Raw genomic sequence first — 15,887 nt, 5'->3', positions numbered from 1 at the left:
GGCGGAATCCGAAGCCGACATCTGCAAATTCCCGACGCCATCGGTCGTTGACAGCAACAGCTCCGGCTAGCCACGCGGCCGGCGTTCCCGTAATAAGCGGATAACCATTTAGTTATTTCGCAACCCCTGAGGTATTCATCATGAAATTCTATAGGCTTCCGCAGACCGACCTCGACGTGTCGAGCATCATCCTCGGAATGATGCGGATCGCCAATATGAGCAATGGCGAAATCCAGCAGCTGGTCGGCGGCGCACGCGATGCCGGCGTGACCTTTATCGACCATGCGGACATTTATGGCGGTGCTCCGCATCGCTGCGAGGCTCGTTTCGGCGAGGCGATTTCCCTCACCGCCGCCGAACGCGAGAAGCTTGTCATCCAGAGCAAGGTCGGCATTCGCAAGGGATTTTTCGATTTCTCCGCCGAGCATATTCTGGCCTCGGTGGATCAGTCGCTCGCAGCGTTGAAGACTGACTATATGGACGTGCTTCTGCTGCATCGCCCTGACTCACTTGTCGAACCCGAGGAAGTCGCAGCAGCCTTCGACACGCTCAAATCTGCCGGCAAGGTCCGCCATTTCGGCGTTTCCAACCATACACCTGGCCAGGTCGAACTGCTCAAGACCGCGGTCACGCAACCGCTCATCGTCAATCAGGTGCAGCTCAGCATCACCCATGCGCCGCTGATCGCATCGGGCGTTGCCGCCAATATGGCCGGGCTTGATCAGTCGATCGATCGCGACAACGGCCTGCTCGACTATTCCCGGATCAACGGCATGATGCTGCAGGCCTGGTCGCCGTTCCAGAAAGGCTTCTTCGACGGTGTCTTCCTCGACGACCGTGAAAATTTCGGCGATCTGAACGACGCCATCGACGAACTCGCGAAGGCCTATGGCGTCACGCCGACGGGTATTGCGGTTGCGTGGATCACCCGTCATCCGGCAAAGATCCAGGTCGTGCTCGGCACCACGAAGCCGGAACGTGTGGTCGAAGCCGCGGCCGGCTCTTCTGTCTCACTGACCCGCGAGGAATGGTATCGGCTGTTCCGAGCTGCAGGACATACCGTGCCCTAATCTGCCCGAAGAGACAGTCGCCCGTCAGTTGGGTGGAACCTTTCCCCAATCGGGTCAATGAGTAACGCCGAGCATCGCCCCGCAGATCTCCTCGTGGTCGATCGTGCGAGTGCTTAAACTCTAGGCCGGCGTTTGGAGGGGCGACCACCTGGTCCAACGCTTCCCGGCCATTGCGCACCGCCTTCACGCCCGTCATGATGCCTCATCCTCAGCATATACGGGCAGCCATGCGCATCTTTCTCGTTCGACACGGCGAATCTCTCGGCAACATCAGTGAGAGCGCCTACCGGCAGTTCGGCGATCACAATGTTCCGCTGACGGAATGGGGTTACCGGCAGGCGCTGGCAGCGGGGCGCAGCATAGCTTCCTATCTGGCAGCGTTACCTGGTGTTACAAGAAAGGCGACCATCTGGCATTCGCCATATCTGCGCACGCGCCAGACGAAGGACGCAATCATCGAGGCCTCGTCTGCAGGCGCCATCGGCGATGTGCATGAGGATTATCTGCTGCGGGAACAGGATTTCGGCCTGTTTACCGAGATCTATGACCGTGCCGAGCAGCGGCGCAAATTTCCGGAAGAATTTGAGAAATGGGCGCGCCTTCGCAACAGTAGCGGCAAGTTCTATGCCCGCCCGCCTGATGGGGAGAGCCGCGCGGACGTTGCCCAGCGGGTGAGGCTGTTTCTGCAAACTGTTATGCATGACATCGGCAGCGGCAACGACACCGTGATCGTCATCGGCCACGGTGTCACCAACCGTGCCTTCGAGATGAATTTCCTGCATCACAGCGTCGAATGGTTCGAGCGCTCCGATAATCCAGGCAATGCCGATGTGACTTTGATCCACGGCACGCGTGTGGAAGGCTATCGCTCGATGCTTCTGCACAAGGCCGACGACCGCGATCCATCCGAGGCGACCGAAATGCGCGACGCCTACGGTTCGGAGCTGACGATCGCACCGAAGACCGATATCTAGAGTCTATAGGCAGCGAGATTTAAGCCTTCAAAAGAGGGTAACTTTCTATCATCTGATCTAGAATATTTCAGCGTGGCATAGACGGATTCGCGTCACAAGTATCGCCTTGTTGTATGCCTGATGGCGCTATAATGTATGCAGAACCAACCGAGCCTTTGAAATCATGTCATCCAATTCCGACCGGGTGGATATCGCCCATCGCACACTTCGGCAGGCCATCATCGAACAGGCGCTGAAAGCCGGCACCAAGCTTCCCGAAGACGAGATCGGTCGGCATTTTTCGATGAGCCGCACTTTGGTCCGCACGGTGCTGGCCAAATTGCAGGCCCAGGGACTGGTCGACACCTACCACAAGCGCACGGCCACTGTGGCCCAGCCGAGCCTCGATGAGGCGCGTGATGCTTTTGCCATCCGCCGTGCACTTGAGCGCGAGATGATGAAGGCTGTCATCAAGCGCTGGAACCCCGCCATCGAAAAACTGTTGCGGGAACATGTGCAGGAAGAGGAAGCCGCTCACGCCAAGGGAGATGTGCGCCTGTCGACCCGTCTTGCGGGCGAATTCCACCTGAAACTTGCTGAACTGTCAGGCAATGCTCTGCTCGAGCGCTACCTCTCCGAACTCGTCTCCCGCTGCTCGCTCATCCTTGCGATGTATAGCCGGCCGCATTCGAGCGAATGCGCGATCAGCGAACATTCCGGCCTCATCAACGCTTTGAAAAAGGGCGACTTGGCTGCGGCGGAACATCTGATGGACGAACACCTATCATCCGTCGAAAGCCGCGCCCTGATCGAAGACGATCTTGCCGCAGAACCTGATATCGGGTCGATCCTGTCCCGATTTTCCACGCGCGCAGCCGGCTGATCTGCCGGCTTTTCAATCATGTATACAAGATTCTGACTATTATGTAGACGTGATCTGATTTCCACGTTTTCTAGATTTATAGTCGCGCTTTCCAATAAGACGGCCTATCGCCATTTTTCTCTCAACGAATTCGCGTGTTTAGCCCCTCATAGGCTTAGGGCCGTCATTTACGATACATTCTGGCATCCATATTGCATACTTGATTTTCAGTATCATGTAGCCTGGATTTCGCTCATGCCGCATACCGTGTCATCATCGCCGGAATACCGTCTGGAGTTGCGAGGCATCCGGAAAGCCTATCCGGGCGTCATCGCCAATGATGGGATCGACCTCAACGTCAACCCCGGTGAAATCCATGCGATCGTCGGCGAGAATGGTGCCGGCAAGTCGACGCTGATGAAAATCATCTACGGCATGGTCCGCCCTGATACCGGCGACATGCTCTGGGATGGCAGGGAGGTGAGCGTCGCCTCACCCGCCGATGCGCAGAAACTCGGGATCGGCATGGTGTTTCAGCACTTTGCGCTCTTCGATACGTTGACCGTCGCCGAGAACATCGCCCTTGCCCTGCCGGGCAAGCAGAAGATCCAGACATTGTCCGCGAAAATTGCAGATGTCGCTGCCCGCTACGGTTTGCCGGTCGAGCCGGACAGACATATTTACACGATGTCCGTCGGAGAGCGGCAGCGTGTCGAGATCATCCGCGCGCTCCTGCAGGATCCGCGCCTGCTGATCCTCGACGAACCAACCTCCGTCCTGACGCCGCAGGCGGTCGAAAAGCTCTTCGTGACGCTCCGGCAGGTCGCGGCCGAAGGCTGCAGCATTCTCTATATCAGCCACAAGCTCAATGAGATCAGGGATCTCTGCCACAAGGCGACAATCCTGCGTGGCGGGCGTGTCGCCGGCGTCTGCGATCCTTCACAGGAGAGCCCGGCCTCGATGGCGCGGATGATGATCGGCTCAGACCTTGCAGAGTACCGCCATCGTTCGCATAGCGTCGCCGGTGAAAGCCGGTTCACCGTCAACGGCCTTGATCTGCCGACAGCAGATCCTTTCGGCACCGCGCTGTCCGGCATCAACCTTTCAGTGCGGGGTGGAGAAATCCTCGGCATTGCCGGGGTTTCCGGAAACGGGCAACAGGAACTGCTCGCGGCTCTCTCGGGTGAAACCCGCCTGGCGAGAAACGATGCCATTACCATCGACGGCGCGCCGGCCGGCCATCTCGATCCGGCGGGGCGGCGCAAGCTCGGCCTCTGCTCGGTGCCCGAGGACCGTCTGAGGCAGGGTTCAGTTCCCTCGCTGCCACTATCAGAGAACGTGCTTCTCACCGCCAATAGCGGCGGCGCCGTCAGGGCTGGCCTCATTCGTTTCGACCGCGTCCTTGACTTTGCCGAGCGCTGCATCAAGGCCTTTGACGTTCGCTGCCCGGGACCGACAGCGCCCGCCGGCAGCCTGTCAGGCGGCAACCTGCAGAAATTCATCATCGGTCGCGAAATCCTGCAGGAGCCCGGCGTGCTCATTGTCTCGCAGCCGACCTGGGGCGTCGATGTGGGTGCCGCCCTCGTTATCCGTCAGGCTCTGCTCGACCTGCGCGAACGCGGTGCCGCCATCGTCATCATATCGGAAGAACTGGATGAACTGTTCGACATTGCCGACCGCATTGCCGTGATTGCCGGCGGCCGACTGACCGAAGCACGGCCTCGCGCCGAGACAGATCGCAACGATATCGGCCTCGCCATGTCAGGCAGCAAAATGGAAAGGGAGATGGCCGATGCGCTTTGAACCGCGCCCGAAACCCTCCGCGTTGATGGTGTTCCTGTCGCCGGCGATCTCGCTCGCTCTGACAGCAATCGTCGCGATGATCATTTTCGCCTCCGCTGGCCTGGAACCATCAGGGGCGCTCGTTACCTTTCTCACCGCCCCGCTCGGCGATCTCTATGGTTTCGGCGAACTGTTGATCAAGGCTGCCCCTCTTGTGCTGATCGGCATCGGTCTTGCCATCGGCTTCCGTGCCGGCATCTGGAATGTCGGTGCGGAGGGACAACTGACCGTCGGCGTGATCTTCGGCGGCTACGTCGCCCTGCATTTCGGCTCGGATGGTGGCGTCTGGGTGCTGCCGGCCATGGTGATATCAGGTGCCATTGGCGGCATGCTCTGGGCGGCAATCCCTGCCTTCCTGCGTGTCCGCTTCAATGCGTCCGAAATCCTCACAAGCCTGATGCTGAACTATGTCGCCGGCCTTTGGCTCACCTGGCTGATCTTCGGAGCATGGCGCGACCCGGCCGGCTTCAATTTCCCGCAATCCGAGCCACTCGCACCGGCCGCCCTCTTTCCGATCCTCATAGAAGGCACGCGCATGAATGCCAGCATCGTCTTCGCTCTAATCGCGGTCGTCCTTGGCTGGATCTTCATGAAACGCAGTTTCATCGGCTTCCAGCTGAAAGTCACCGGCCTGTCAGCGGGAGCCGCGCGCTACGCCGGTTTCAGCCTCACGCGGGCGGTATGGATCGGAATGCTGGTCAGTGGTGCGGTTGCCGGCATCGCCGGTGTCGGCGAGATCGCCGGGCCGTTGGCGCAGATCTTTCCCAATGCCTCGCCCGGCTATGGGTATACGGCGATCATCGTCGCCTATCTCGGCCGGCTGAACCCGCTCGGCATCCTGTTGTCGGGGCTCCTGATGGCGCTGCTCTATCTCGGTGGTGATCTCGCACAGATGTCGCTCGGCATGCCCTCCTCGATCACCGGTCTGCTGCAGAGCACGCTGCTCTTCTTCCTGCTGACGGCAGATGTCCTCGTCCACCACCGCATCCGTTTCAGGACCTCCGGCAGAAAGGGCGTCACGGCATGATGAGCCAGCTTCTTCCCATTTTCATTGCCACGCTGATTGCCGGTACGCCGCTCGTCTATGCAGCCCTTGGCGAACTGGTCACAGAGCGCTCCGGTGTGCTCAATATGGGCGTCGAAGGTATAATGGTGGTCGGTGCAGTCATCGCTTTCATCACCATGCAGGCGACAGGCGAACTCTGGCTCGCCGTTCTCGCCGCCATGCTGGCGTCCATGCTTTTGGCGCTGATGTTCTCGGTGCTGGTCGTCAGCTGCCGCGCGCATCAGGTGGCCGTCGGATTGGCGATGACCATTTTCGGCACGAGCTTCGGTTCCTTCATCGGCAAGAGCTATGTCGGTATGGCGATCGTCATGGAGCCATCGAGGCTCTCGGCTTTCGCAGGCAGAATTCCGCTGCTCGGCGCCGTGCTCGGCCAGTTGCACCCGCTGGTCTGGCTTTCATGGGCGCTGTTTGCCGGCGTTTGGTTCTTCCTCTATCGCACCCGCTTCGGCCTCATCGTTCGGGCCGTCGGGGAATCGCCCTCCTCGGCCCATGCCATCGGCTACCCTGTCGTACTGATCCGCTATCTCTGCACGCTCTTCGGCGGTGCGATGGCGGGAGTCGCGGGCGCCTATATCTCAATCGTCTATACCTCGCTCTGGACCGAGGGGCTGATCGCCGGGCGCGGCTGGATCGCTGTGGCATTGGTGGTCTTTGCCACATGGCGGCCGGGCCGCTGCTTTCTCGGCGCCTATCTCTTCGGCGGCGCGACCATTGCGCAGCTCTTTGCCCAGAGCGCCGGGATCGGCCTGCCATCGGAGCTGATGTCCGCCCTCCCCTATCTCGTGACCATCGCCGTGCTGGTGCTGATCTCGCGCAACGCGACGCTGATGCGCCTCAACGTCCCCGCTTCCCTTGGACAGCCCTTCGTCGCCGGAGGCTGAACCTCACGCCACATGCCAACAAAAACAGAGAGGAACTGAAGATGAGATTCCAATCCAGACGTGATTTCCTGAAGACGGCCGCCGCCGGTTCGCTGCTCGCCGCAACCGGTGTCCGGCCGCTTCTTGCCGCCGATGAAGTGCTGAAGGTCGGCGTCATCCATATGGGGCCGATCTCCGATACCGGCTGGGAATATTTCCAGGCCAACGCCTGGCATGCTCTGGAGAACGCCTTCCCGGGCAAGGTGAAGGTGACCGCGCTCGAGAACATTGCGCAGATCCAGGATTGCGAGCGGCTCTTCCGGCAGCTTTCGTCCCAGGGCCACAAGCTGATCGTCGGCACCACCTTCTCGCAATATGCTTCGCTGAAGAAGCTCGCACCGACCCTGCCGAGCTCGCATTTCGAATGCTGCGCCGGCATTGCCGCGGGTACCAATCTCGGCGTCTTCGAAGCGCGCGAATATGAAGGCGCCTATGTCACCGGCATTGCCGCAGGCCGCATGACGAAGTCCAACATTCTCGGCTGGGTCGGCGCCTTCCCCGTGCCGCAGGTCATCTACAGCATCAATGCCTTCCTGCTTGGTGCGCGCAGCGTCAACCCTGACGTTGTGGTCAAAGTCGTGTGGGCCAATGCATGGGTCGATCCGGCCAAGGAAAAGGATGCCGTCGCAGCGCTCGTTGCCCAAGGGGCTGACGTTCTCTCGGGCAGCCCCAACACGCCGGTTCAGGGCCTTGCCGCGGAAGAGAAAGGCGTCTGGTCGATCGGCAATACCGGTGACTTCTCGCGCTATGTGAAGAAGAAGCAGCTCGTCTCCTACGAACTCGACTGGAGTTCAGCCCATATCAACGCCGCCAAGGCGGTGATGGAGGGCAACTGGAAGCCGGAAAGCACCTGGCTCGGCCTTGGCGAAGGCGGCTACGTCAAGATGACGACGAGCAGCCCAGACCTACCGGAATCCGTCGCCAAGGAAATGAAAGCGGCCGAGGACGCCATCGTCGCCGGCAAGCTGAAAGTATTTGCCGGCGAGATCAAGGACCAGAACGGCAAGGCAAAGGTCGCCGCCGGCCAGGAACTGGCCGAGAATGACATCAAGGGCATGACATGGCTCATTGACGGCGTACAAGGTACGCTGCCGCAGAACTGATCCTCCATCGCTGGAGAATAGCCGGACCCTACATCGGGCGGGGTCCGGCCGATAATGGAAGGGAAAGGAAACATCAGTGAGTGCAGTGGAAACAGTCTTCACCAACGCAAAGCTTGCCGACGGTACGCTGAAAAACATCGTGGTGCGGGACGGCCGGATCGCGGCGATAGAGCCGGCAAGCTCCAGAGAAGGCGCGAAAGATGTCGTCGATATTGGCGGAGCGCTCCTCGTGCCGAGCTTCGTCGAAGGTCATATCCACCTCGACACGAGCTTCTACGGAGACAAATGGATCCCGCACAAACCGTGCACCAATGGTTTCGACGTGCATGAGCGCGTCGCCTTTCAGGCTGAGAATATGGCTGCCGCAGCGCCCATGGACGAGCGTGCCCGCAACCAGCTCGATCTCTGCATTTCGAACGGCGCCGTGCAGATGCGCAGCCACGTGATGGTCGATGGGTCGGTTGGGCTCAAGTCGCTCGAAACCATCCTGAAAGTACGCGAGGAATACGCTGACATCATCGACATTCAGCTCGTCGCCTTCCCGCAAAGCGGTATCCTGAAGAGCCCGGGTACGCCGGAATTGATGGATGAGGCGATCGCAATGGGCGCCGATCTCGTCGGCGGCCTCGATCCGCTCTCCTTCGACCGCGACATCAAGGGTCATCTCGACGTGGTCTTCGGCATTGCCGAAAAGCGCGGCGTCGATGTCGACATCCATCTTCACGACGCAAGCACGCTTGGCGCGATGACGATCGAGGAGATCTGTGCTCGCACAACCGCCCTTGGTATGCAGGGGCATGTCGCCGTCAGCCATGCCTACGGTCTTGGCGATCTCGCGCCCGACGCCGCCAAGAAGATCGCTACCCTGATCGCCAAGAGCGGCGTCTCGATCATGACCAATGCGCCCGGCAACCACAATTTCCCTCCTGTCGCACTGCTGCGCGCTGCCGGCGTCACCGTCTTCAGCGGCAGCGATAATATCCGTGATTCCTGGTGGCCCTTCGGGGATGGCGACATGCTGCGCCGCGCAGAGATTATCGCCTACCGCTCCGGCTTCTACACCGATGCGGAACTCAGCGCCGCCTTCGACGTGGTGACATCAGGCGGCGCCAAGGCACTGCGGCTGGAGGGCTACGGCATTGGTATCGGCGCAAAGGCCGATTTCGTCACCCTTGCAGCCGAGCATGTGCCGGAGGCCGTCGTCGCCATTCCAAAGCCACGCCAGGTCTTCAAGGAAGGCCGCCTCGTCGCCGAGAACGGCTCCGTGATACGCTGATGTCCAATCCCGTCACCCAGAATAGTCGAGCTGACACGCCGTCCCGCGGCGCCATGATTGTGACGCCGCATTGGCTTGCCAGCGAAGCAGGCGCGAAGGTGCTGCGGCGCGGAGGAAATGCCATTGAAGCGCTGGTTGCCGCCGGCGCAGCTCTTTCGGTCACCTACCCGCATTTCTGCGGGCTCGGCGGCGATGGCGTCTGGCTGGTCGCGGATGAGACAGGCAAGGCACAAACCTTCCTAGGTATTGGTCAGGCGGCGGGCGTCATTCCGGATGGAGACATCCCACTTCGCGGTGCCCGCTCCACGCTGACGAGCGCCTGCCTCGTCGATAGCTGGGAGAAAGTGCTTGCCCATTCCGTAGCCGAATGGGCAGGGTCGGAGAGCTTACCAGGCCTGCTTGATGACGCGATCTCCCTGGCGGACGACGGCTTCGAGGTCAGCCGCTCGCATGCCTTCTGGTACGAATTCCGCCGCAGTGAACTCGGAAGCTGGCCGGGCTTCACGAAGCTGTTCCGATCAACAGGCATTCAGCGGCAGCCGGAACTTGGCAAGACACTTGCCGCTATTGCCCGCCATGGCACCCGTGAATTCTATGAGGGCGCGCTTGCCCGACGGATCGCCACGGGGCTTGCAGAAGCCGGCTCGCCGCTTTCGGCCGCCGATCTCGCTGCAACGCGAACCGATATCGCGCCTGCGCTCCGGCAGACTTATCGCGACACAACCCTGCTCGCACCGCCTCCCCCTACCCAGGGAATAACGACGCTCGGTATCATGGGCGTGCTCGACCATTTGCCGATGACGGATTTTCCTCCCGACAACGCGGGCTTCTACCACAGGCTTGTCGAAGCGGTGAAACAGGCCTTTCTCGACCGGCACGCGATCGCCGATCCCCGCTTCGCAGCTGATGTTTCACAGAAGCTGCTCGATCCGGTGCGGCTCGCAGCGAAGGCGGCGGCAATCGATCCCGGCCGCGCACTAGCATGGCCGCAGCCCTATCGACATGGCGACACGGCCCTCCTTGCCGCTGTCGATAGCAAGGGGCGCTGCGCATCGCTCCTGCAAAGCATCTACTTCGACTGGGGCAGTGGCGTCGTGGTCAGCGATACCGGTATCCTCTGGCAGAACAGGGGGGCGGCTTTCAGCACCGACCCCGCCAGCCCCAATGTCGCCAGTCCCGGCAAGCGACCGTTCTACACGCTCAATCCCGGGCTCGCGCTCAAGAACGGCCGCCCGCATCTCGTCTACGGCACGCAAGGAGCCGATGGACAGCCACAGACTCTGTCGCTGCTCCTCAGCCTGCTAATCGACCATGGGCTCGATCCAGCCGCCGCGCTATCCCGCCCGCGCTTTCTGCTCGGTCGCACCTTCTCCGATAGCCGGGATAGCCTGAAGATCGAGGAGAATGCTGGCACGGAAATTGTCGCCGCGCTCGCCGCCATGGGCCATGAGATATCGACGATCGACAGCTTCAGCCCGCTCGGCGGCCAGGCCGGCGTGATCCGCATCGGGCAAGATGGGATGATTGACGGCGCCCACGATCCGCGCAGCGACGGAGGCGCGATCTCGCTGTGACGATCACCAACCAATTGTTCGATCTCGTTATCCGCAACATCCGCATTGAAGAAAAGGGCGCTCTCGTCGACATAGCCGTGCGAAAGGGTCTGATCGCTGACATCGGATCCGATATACGGTGCGAGGCCATAGAAAGCGTCGATGGCGAGGGCGCTTTCGCCTTCGGTGGATTTGTGGACACGCACATCCATCTGGACAAGGCCTGCATTCTTGACCGCTGCACGATTTGCGAAGGCACACTCGCCGAGGCGGTGCGGGAAACGGCCAAGGCCAAAGCGGGCTTTGAGGGAGAGGATGTCTATGCCCGGGCCGCACGCGTCGTCGAGAAGGCGATTTCGCATGGTACCACGCGGATGCGGACCTTTGTCGAGATCGACCCCCGCGCCGGCTTCCGCTCGTTCGAGGCAATCAAGCGCATCCGCGCGGATTATGCCTTCGCTGTCGATATTGAGATCTGCGCCTTCGCGCAGGACGGGCTGACGAACGAGCCCGAGACATCAGGCATGCTCGATGACGCCCTTTCCAATGGTGCGGATCTGGTCGGCGGCTGTCCCTATACGGACCCCGATCCCAACAGGCATATCGAAATGATCTTCGCGCTGGCACAAAAACATGACGTGCCGGTCGATTTCCATCTCGATTTCAGCCTCGATCCTCACAGAACAGATCTGCCGACGGTGATCGAGGCCACGCTCCGTCACGGCTGGCAGGGTCGCGTGGCGATCGGGCACGTCACCAATATCTCTGCCATGTCGCAAGCAGAAGTCGTCGCCATCGCCGACAGGCTGGCTGAAGCCGGCATTGCACTTTCCGTTCTGCCGTCCACCGATCTATTCCTGAACGGGCGCGGTCATGACCGGCTGGTGCCCCGCGGCGTCGCGCCCGCCCATCTGCTGGCAGGCCGTGGTGTCTCCACCTCCATTGCAACGAACAACGTCCTCAATCCCTTCACCCCCTATGGCGATGCCTCGCTGATCCGAATGGCCAATCTTTTTGCCAATGTCGCCCAGCTCTCGCGGGATGAGGACATGGCGTTGGTTTTCGACATGGTGACAGAAGTGGCGGCACGCCAGCTCGGCGGCATGAGACGGTTGCAAGTGGGCGCCGAGGCGACGATCGTGCTGCTCGATACTCCTGGCCCGCGTGCGGCGGTACGCGAGATCGCCCGCGTCATTGCCGGCTGGAAGGGCGGACGCAGGAGTTTCGATAATGGCAGACCGCGCCTTTATCGGCCGGGCTGACGACGCTCGATTTACGCAGGCTGCCCTCTAGCTCAACGCGTCAGAGCAAGCCTCAATCGCACAGCCGCTGCCTGAGGCTGGTGATTTCCGCTTCGCCCAAGCCTATCTGCGCGAGATAGGAACCAACGCGGCCATAATGCCCGGCAAGGTACCCGAGTGCCCGGGCCATGCTCTGCGGTGCCGAGGCGAGTATCAGGTCTGCAAGGTCCGAAGGTACGCCGCGTGCGATTGCCCGTGCCCGGAAGTCGGTAAGCAAGGGCGCGAATATCGAGCCGGTCAGCGCATAGTCCTCGATAATCGTTGCTTCATCGACGCCGGCGTGCGCCAGCATCAAAGCGGCGATGATGCCGGTGCGATCCTTGCCGGCCGTGCAATGGAAGAGAACGATCCCATCGGGTGCGTGTGCGATCGCCGTCAGCACCCTGGCGATCGCCGGCTGGCAATTGTCGAGGGCGTGACAGTAACGGTCGCCCATGTCGAAATCGGTCGCTTCCACTGCCATCAATTCGACCGGCGCTAGGGCCGAAAACAACGAGACGTTTTCGTAGTAAACGCGCGGATCATTCAAGAACGGATTGGCTTCACGTGCGAGTTCCTGAGAATTGCGCAGGTCGATCACCGTCGTGACCCCATGGGCGATCAGCGCCTCGATGTCGGCTTCGCTCAGCGCATGCAGGGCGTCGCCGCGCAGGACCGAGCGCCAGCGCGTCTGCCTGTCATTGCCAGCCGGATAGCCGCCAAGGTCGCGCACGTTATGGGCGCCTTCCAGCGCGATAAGTCTCTCATAATTTTGCATGATCAGCGGATTCCGGATTTCATGAAGGATTCGATGACGTGGCGCTGGAGCACGAGATAGATCAGCAGGATCGGCAGACTGGCGAGTGCCGCCGCCGCCATCAGTGGCCCCCAGAGGTTGCCCTCCTGGGTCATGAACATCTGCAGGCCTATCTGCACGACCGAATTCTCCGGCTTTCGCGACAGGAGCAGCGGCCAAAAATATTCGTTCCAGGCGGAAATGAAGGCGATGATCGACAAGGAGGCAATGGGCGCGCCCATGTTGGGCGTGACGATCTGCCAGAGGATGCGCAGGCTTCGTGCCCCATCCACGCGGGCAGCCTCCAGCACTTCGGTCGGGAAGGCCCTCATGCCATGATAGAGAAGCAGGATAGCAAAAGCGTGGGCGGCATTCGGCACGACGAGGCCCGTCAATGTGTCGAGCAGCCCTAGCCTGGAGGCGAGCACATAATTCGGGATCATCGTGACCTGGAAAGGCACGAGCCAGGAGAGCGCAATCAGACCATGGACGACAGACGATAGCCGCATTCGCCAGCGCACCAGCGCGTAGGCGGCAAACATGCCGGTCACCACCTGCAGCAAGGCAGTCGCGGCTGCTACGATCGCCGTGTTGAAGAGCATCTGCAGCATCGGCACGCGCGTTAACACGAAGAGGTAATTGTCGAAGGTCGGACGGGATGGCCAGAGTGCAGTGGAGAAGATCTCGTTCTCCGGCCGCAACGATGTGACGATCATCCAGTAGATCGGAAAGATCGAAACGAAGGAAAGGAGCACCATGATGGCGTGCACGCCGAGTTTGCGCACCAATCCGCGGGACGGAGCCGATCGGCTCGGCCTATGATCGTCGAGTCTGTCAGTTGTCATAGAAGGCAAACCTCTTCGTCAACCACATGCACAGGGCAGCAAGCACCGCGAAGCCGGCAAAAGCGATCATACCGGCGGCCGAGCTCCAGCCAGCTGAAAGCGTCTGGAAGCCGTATTCCCAGAGCAGGTAGAAGATGTTGGTCGTGGACTTCAGCGGGCCGCCATTGGTCAGCACATTGATATAGGCAAAGCTCCACTGCGCGCCGAAAAGCACCGTCATCATCGACAGAAGCAGGATCGTCGGCGAGAGCAGCGGCAGCCTGATATCGCGGATGATGCGCCAACGGCTGGCACCGTCGATGCGCGCCGCCTCGATATAGGACGGGTTGATACCCGCATTGGCGGCGGAAAAGAGCAATGTCGAAAAGCCGATCAGCTTCCAGCCGGTGATCCAGGTCAGCGTCGGCAGGGCATAGAGGGGATCAGTCAGAAAGCCGATGCGGCCGAGGCCAAGACCCTCGAGAGCAAGCGTTATAAGCCCCTGGTCTTCGTTCAGCAGCCAGCGCCACAGGATGGCGGCTACGACTGGAGCAATGATCATCGGCACGAAGATCAGAGACCGGTAGATCGTCCGGGCACGGCCGCCGAGATCCTGCGTCCAGATCGCCACGAAAAGCGGAATGATCACCGACATCGGAAACAAGCCGATCGTGTAATAGAGCGTGTTCCAGAGAGCGTTGCGCATTTCCGGCAGCGCCAGCAGCCGCTGGTAATTGGTCAGTCCGACAAAGCGTTGCGGCGACGTCGGCAGCATGTTCCACTGATAGAAAGACAGGCGGAATGTCTCGGCAAGCGGGATGTAGGTCCAGACCATCAGCAGGATGAGCGCAGGCGCCAGATAGAGCCAAGGTGCAATGGTAAACCGTTCGCGGGTCATTTCCGACCGCACCGAAGCCATTTTCGCTGTGGCGGGTGTGGCCACCTCTGCCTGGATATCTGTCATTGGCGAAAGCTCCGATCGACTGTCGGTAAAGGGCGGCCCTCGTCGCCGCCCCTCACCTTCCTCGTGAAGATCAAGATGGGCTTATGGCATCAGGTCCTGACCCTGCTCCTGCGCACTCTTCAGCACTTCGACCGGGTCGCCGCTTCCGAAGACAGCTTCGCGAACACCGTCCATCATCATCTTTTCGACCTGGCGATAATTCGGTCCGGGAAAGGCGATATTGGCGGTCAGTCGGTCGAGCTGTTTGATGTTGGCCCGGAACATCGGATTTTCCTTGAGCCAGGGGCCGAGATAGTTCGGGTCGTCGACGATATCGAGGCGCAGAGGCAGGTAGCCGATCTTGCTGGTGATGATCGTGTAGGCTTCCTTGCTCGTAAGATATTTAAGCAGCTCATAGGAGGCGCGCTGCTTGTCGGGGTCCCTGCTGAAGACGAAGAGGGCACTGCCGGAATTGGTCGGCGCCGTCGGCTTGTCGCCAAAGGAAGGCATCGGTGCAAGCCGCAGCTCGAACTTGCCCTGAGCCGACTTCTTGACGCTGGACAGTAGTGCGCTCGTATAGAGGAACATGCCCATGTTGCCAGCGGCAAACGTGTCGGATGCGCTCGCCGGATCGATCTTGGCATGCGCGCCGCTGTCGACCATGTTGCGCAGCATCTTCACGGCGTCCGCCGCGTCCTTGTCGGCAAACGTCAGCTTGTCGCCGTCGCGCACCTTGCCGCCATTCGACATGACGATCGACTGATAGACGAAAGTGCCGTCGGTCGGGCCGTAGGCGCCGGGGAAGAAGCCGTTCTTGCCGGTCTTCTCCTTGATGGCCTTGCCGGCAACGTTGATATCGTCCCAGGTCCTCGGTGGCTTGTCCGGATCGAGGCCCACCTGCTTGAAGAGGTCGGCATTGTAAAACAGGATCGGTGTCGAGAACGTGTAAGCCAGGCCATAGGTCTTGCCATCGACTTTGCCGAGCTCGAGGCCCTGCGGAATCATGCCGGCGAACTGATCCTTCAGTTCGTTCGCATCGACCATGTCTTCCAGCGCGTTGGCGCCAAGGTCGCTGGCGACGTATATCAAATCGCGGAACACCAATTGCGCCACGTCTGGCTGCTTACCGGCGACGATATCGGCCTGCACGCGCGACATGATCTCGTTGGACGGGACGGCAACGGTCTCGACCTTGATGTTGGGGAATTTCTTTTCGAAACCGGCAATCAGTTCCTTGGTCGCATCGGCCCCGGCACTCGCCGAGGCGAGATTGTAATTGTAGAAGCTGATCGTCACCGGCTTGTCGACGGATGCGGGCATTCCGGCGAATACGCCTGATGGTAAGAGCGAGACGGCGGCGAGTGCTGCCGTGAACTTCAAAGTGGTTCTGCGCAACATG

General features: G+C 60.6%; 14 protein-coding genes. 10 read left to right on the top strand and 4 right to left on the bottom strand.

All coding sequences use genetic code 11. The features are described 5' to 3' along the window. The first annotated feature begins 140 nt into the window (after nt 1-140). From J2X71_RS32810 to J2X71_RS32765, 10 genes are all read left to right on the top strand, one after another. Nucleotides 141-1,070 (top strand): aldo/keto reductase, encoded by a 930-nt coding sequence (locus J2X71_RS32810; RefSeq protein ID WP_310388998.1) that lies wholly within the window; start codon nt 141-143, stop codon nt 1,068-1,070. A 227-nt stretch (nt 1,071-1,297) separates the two neighbouring features. Continuing rightward, on the top strand, nt 1,298-2,044 hold the full coding sequence (locus J2X71_RS32805) for a phosphoglycerate mutase family protein (RefSeq protein ID WP_310388996.1): 747 nt from the start codon (nt 1,298-1,300) through the stop codon (nt 2,042-2,044). A gap of 163 nt (nt 2,045-2,207) precedes the next feature. Beyond that, nucleotides 2,208-2,906: a GntR family transcriptional regulator gene (locus tag J2X71_RS32800; RefSeq protein ID WP_310388994.1), complete on the top strand. Its 699-nt coding sequence runs from the start codon at nt 2,208-2,210 to the stop codon at nt 2,904-2,906. Nucleotides 2,907-3,140: 234 nt separating this feature from the next. Next, complete coding sequence (locus tag J2X71_RS32795; RefSeq protein WP_310388992.1) at nt 3,141-4,688, top strand: ABC transporter ATP-binding protein; 1,548 nt, start codon at nt 3,141-3,143, stop codon at nt 4,686-4,688. Beyond that, nucleotides 4,678-5,754, top strand: coding sequence for an ABC transporter permease (locus J2X71_RS32790; RefSeq protein ID WP_310388990.1), 1,077 nt, complete (start codon nt 4,678-4,680; stop codon nt 5,752-5,754). The genes J2X71_RS32795 and J2X71_RS32790 overlap by 11 nt, the downstream gene beginning before the upstream one ends. Next, complete coding sequence (locus tag J2X71_RS32785; RefSeq protein WP_310389159.1) at nt 5,754-6,674, top strand: ABC transporter permease; 921 nt, start codon at nt 5,754-5,756, stop codon at nt 6,672-6,674. Before J2X71_RS32790 ends, J2X71_RS32785 begins: the two co-directional genes overlap by 1 nt. Nucleotides 6,675-6,715: 41 nt before the next feature. Further along, the gene (locus J2X71_RS32780; RefSeq protein WP_310388988.1) at nt 6,716-7,816 is read left to right on the top strand and encodes a BMP family ABC transporter substrate-binding protein; all 1,101 of its coding nucleotides are present in this window, start codon (nt 6,716-6,718) and stop codon (nt 7,814-7,816) included. Nucleotides 7,817-7,892: 76 nt separating this feature from the next. Then, the gene (locus J2X71_RS32775; protein WP_310388986.1) at nt 7,893-9,092 is read left to right on the top strand and encodes an amidohydrolase family protein; all 1,200 of its coding nucleotides are present in this window, start codon (nt 7,893-7,895) and stop codon (nt 9,090-9,092) included. Then, on the top strand, nt 9,092-10,666 hold the full coding sequence (locus J2X71_RS32770; protein ID WP_310388984.1) for a gamma-glutamyltransferase family protein: 1,575 nt from the start codon (nt 9,092-9,094) through the stop codon (nt 10,664-10,666). The genes J2X71_RS32775 and J2X71_RS32770 overlap by 1 nt, the downstream gene beginning before the upstream one ends. After that, nucleotides 10,663-11,907, top strand: a complete 1,245-nt coding sequence (locus J2X71_RS32765) for an amidohydrolase family protein (RefSeq protein ID WP_310388981.1) — start codon at nt 10,663-10,665, stop codon at nt 11,905-11,907. Before J2X71_RS32770 ends, J2X71_RS32765 begins: the two co-directional genes overlap by 4 nt. A 52-nt stretch (nt 11,908-11,959) precedes the next feature. Here the strand turns inward: J2X71_RS32765 and J2X71_RS32760 are convergent, their stop codons facing one another. From J2X71_RS32760 to J2X71_RS32745, 4 genes are all read right to left on the bottom strand, one after another. Then, nucleotides 11,960-12,703 (bottom strand): tyrosine-protein phosphatase, encoded by a 744-nt coding sequence (locus J2X71_RS32760; protein WP_310388980.1) that lies wholly within the window; start codon nt 12,701-12,703, stop codon nt 11,960-11,962. Between the two features lie 2 nt (nt 12,704-12,705). After that, nucleotides 12,706-13,566, bottom strand: coding sequence for a carbohydrate ABC transporter permease (locus J2X71_RS32755; RefSeq protein WP_310388978.1), 861 nt, complete (start codon nt 13,564-13,566; stop codon nt 12,706-12,708). After that, nucleotides 13,556-14,509 (bottom strand): sugar ABC transporter permease, encoded by a 954-nt coding sequence (locus J2X71_RS32750; protein ID WP_310388976.1) that lies wholly within the window; start codon nt 14,507-14,509, stop codon nt 13,556-13,558. Before J2X71_RS32750 ends, J2X71_RS32755 begins: the two co-directional genes overlap by 11 nt. Before the next feature lie 81 nt (nt 14,510-14,590). After that, nucleotides 14,591-15,886, bottom strand: coding sequence for an ABC transporter substrate-binding protein (locus tag J2X71_RS32745; RefSeq protein ID WP_310388975.1), 1,296 nt, complete (start codon nt 15,884-15,886; stop codon nt 14,591-14,593). Between the last annotated feature and the right edge of the window lies 1 nt (nt 15,887).

Source organism: Rhizobium sp. 1399 (assembly GCF_031455475.1).
Classification (GTDB): Bacteria; Pseudomonadota; Alphaproteobacteria; order Rhizobiales; family Rhizobiaceae; genus Rhizobium.
This window is presented reverse-complemented; position numbering and strand designations above follow the sequence as displayed.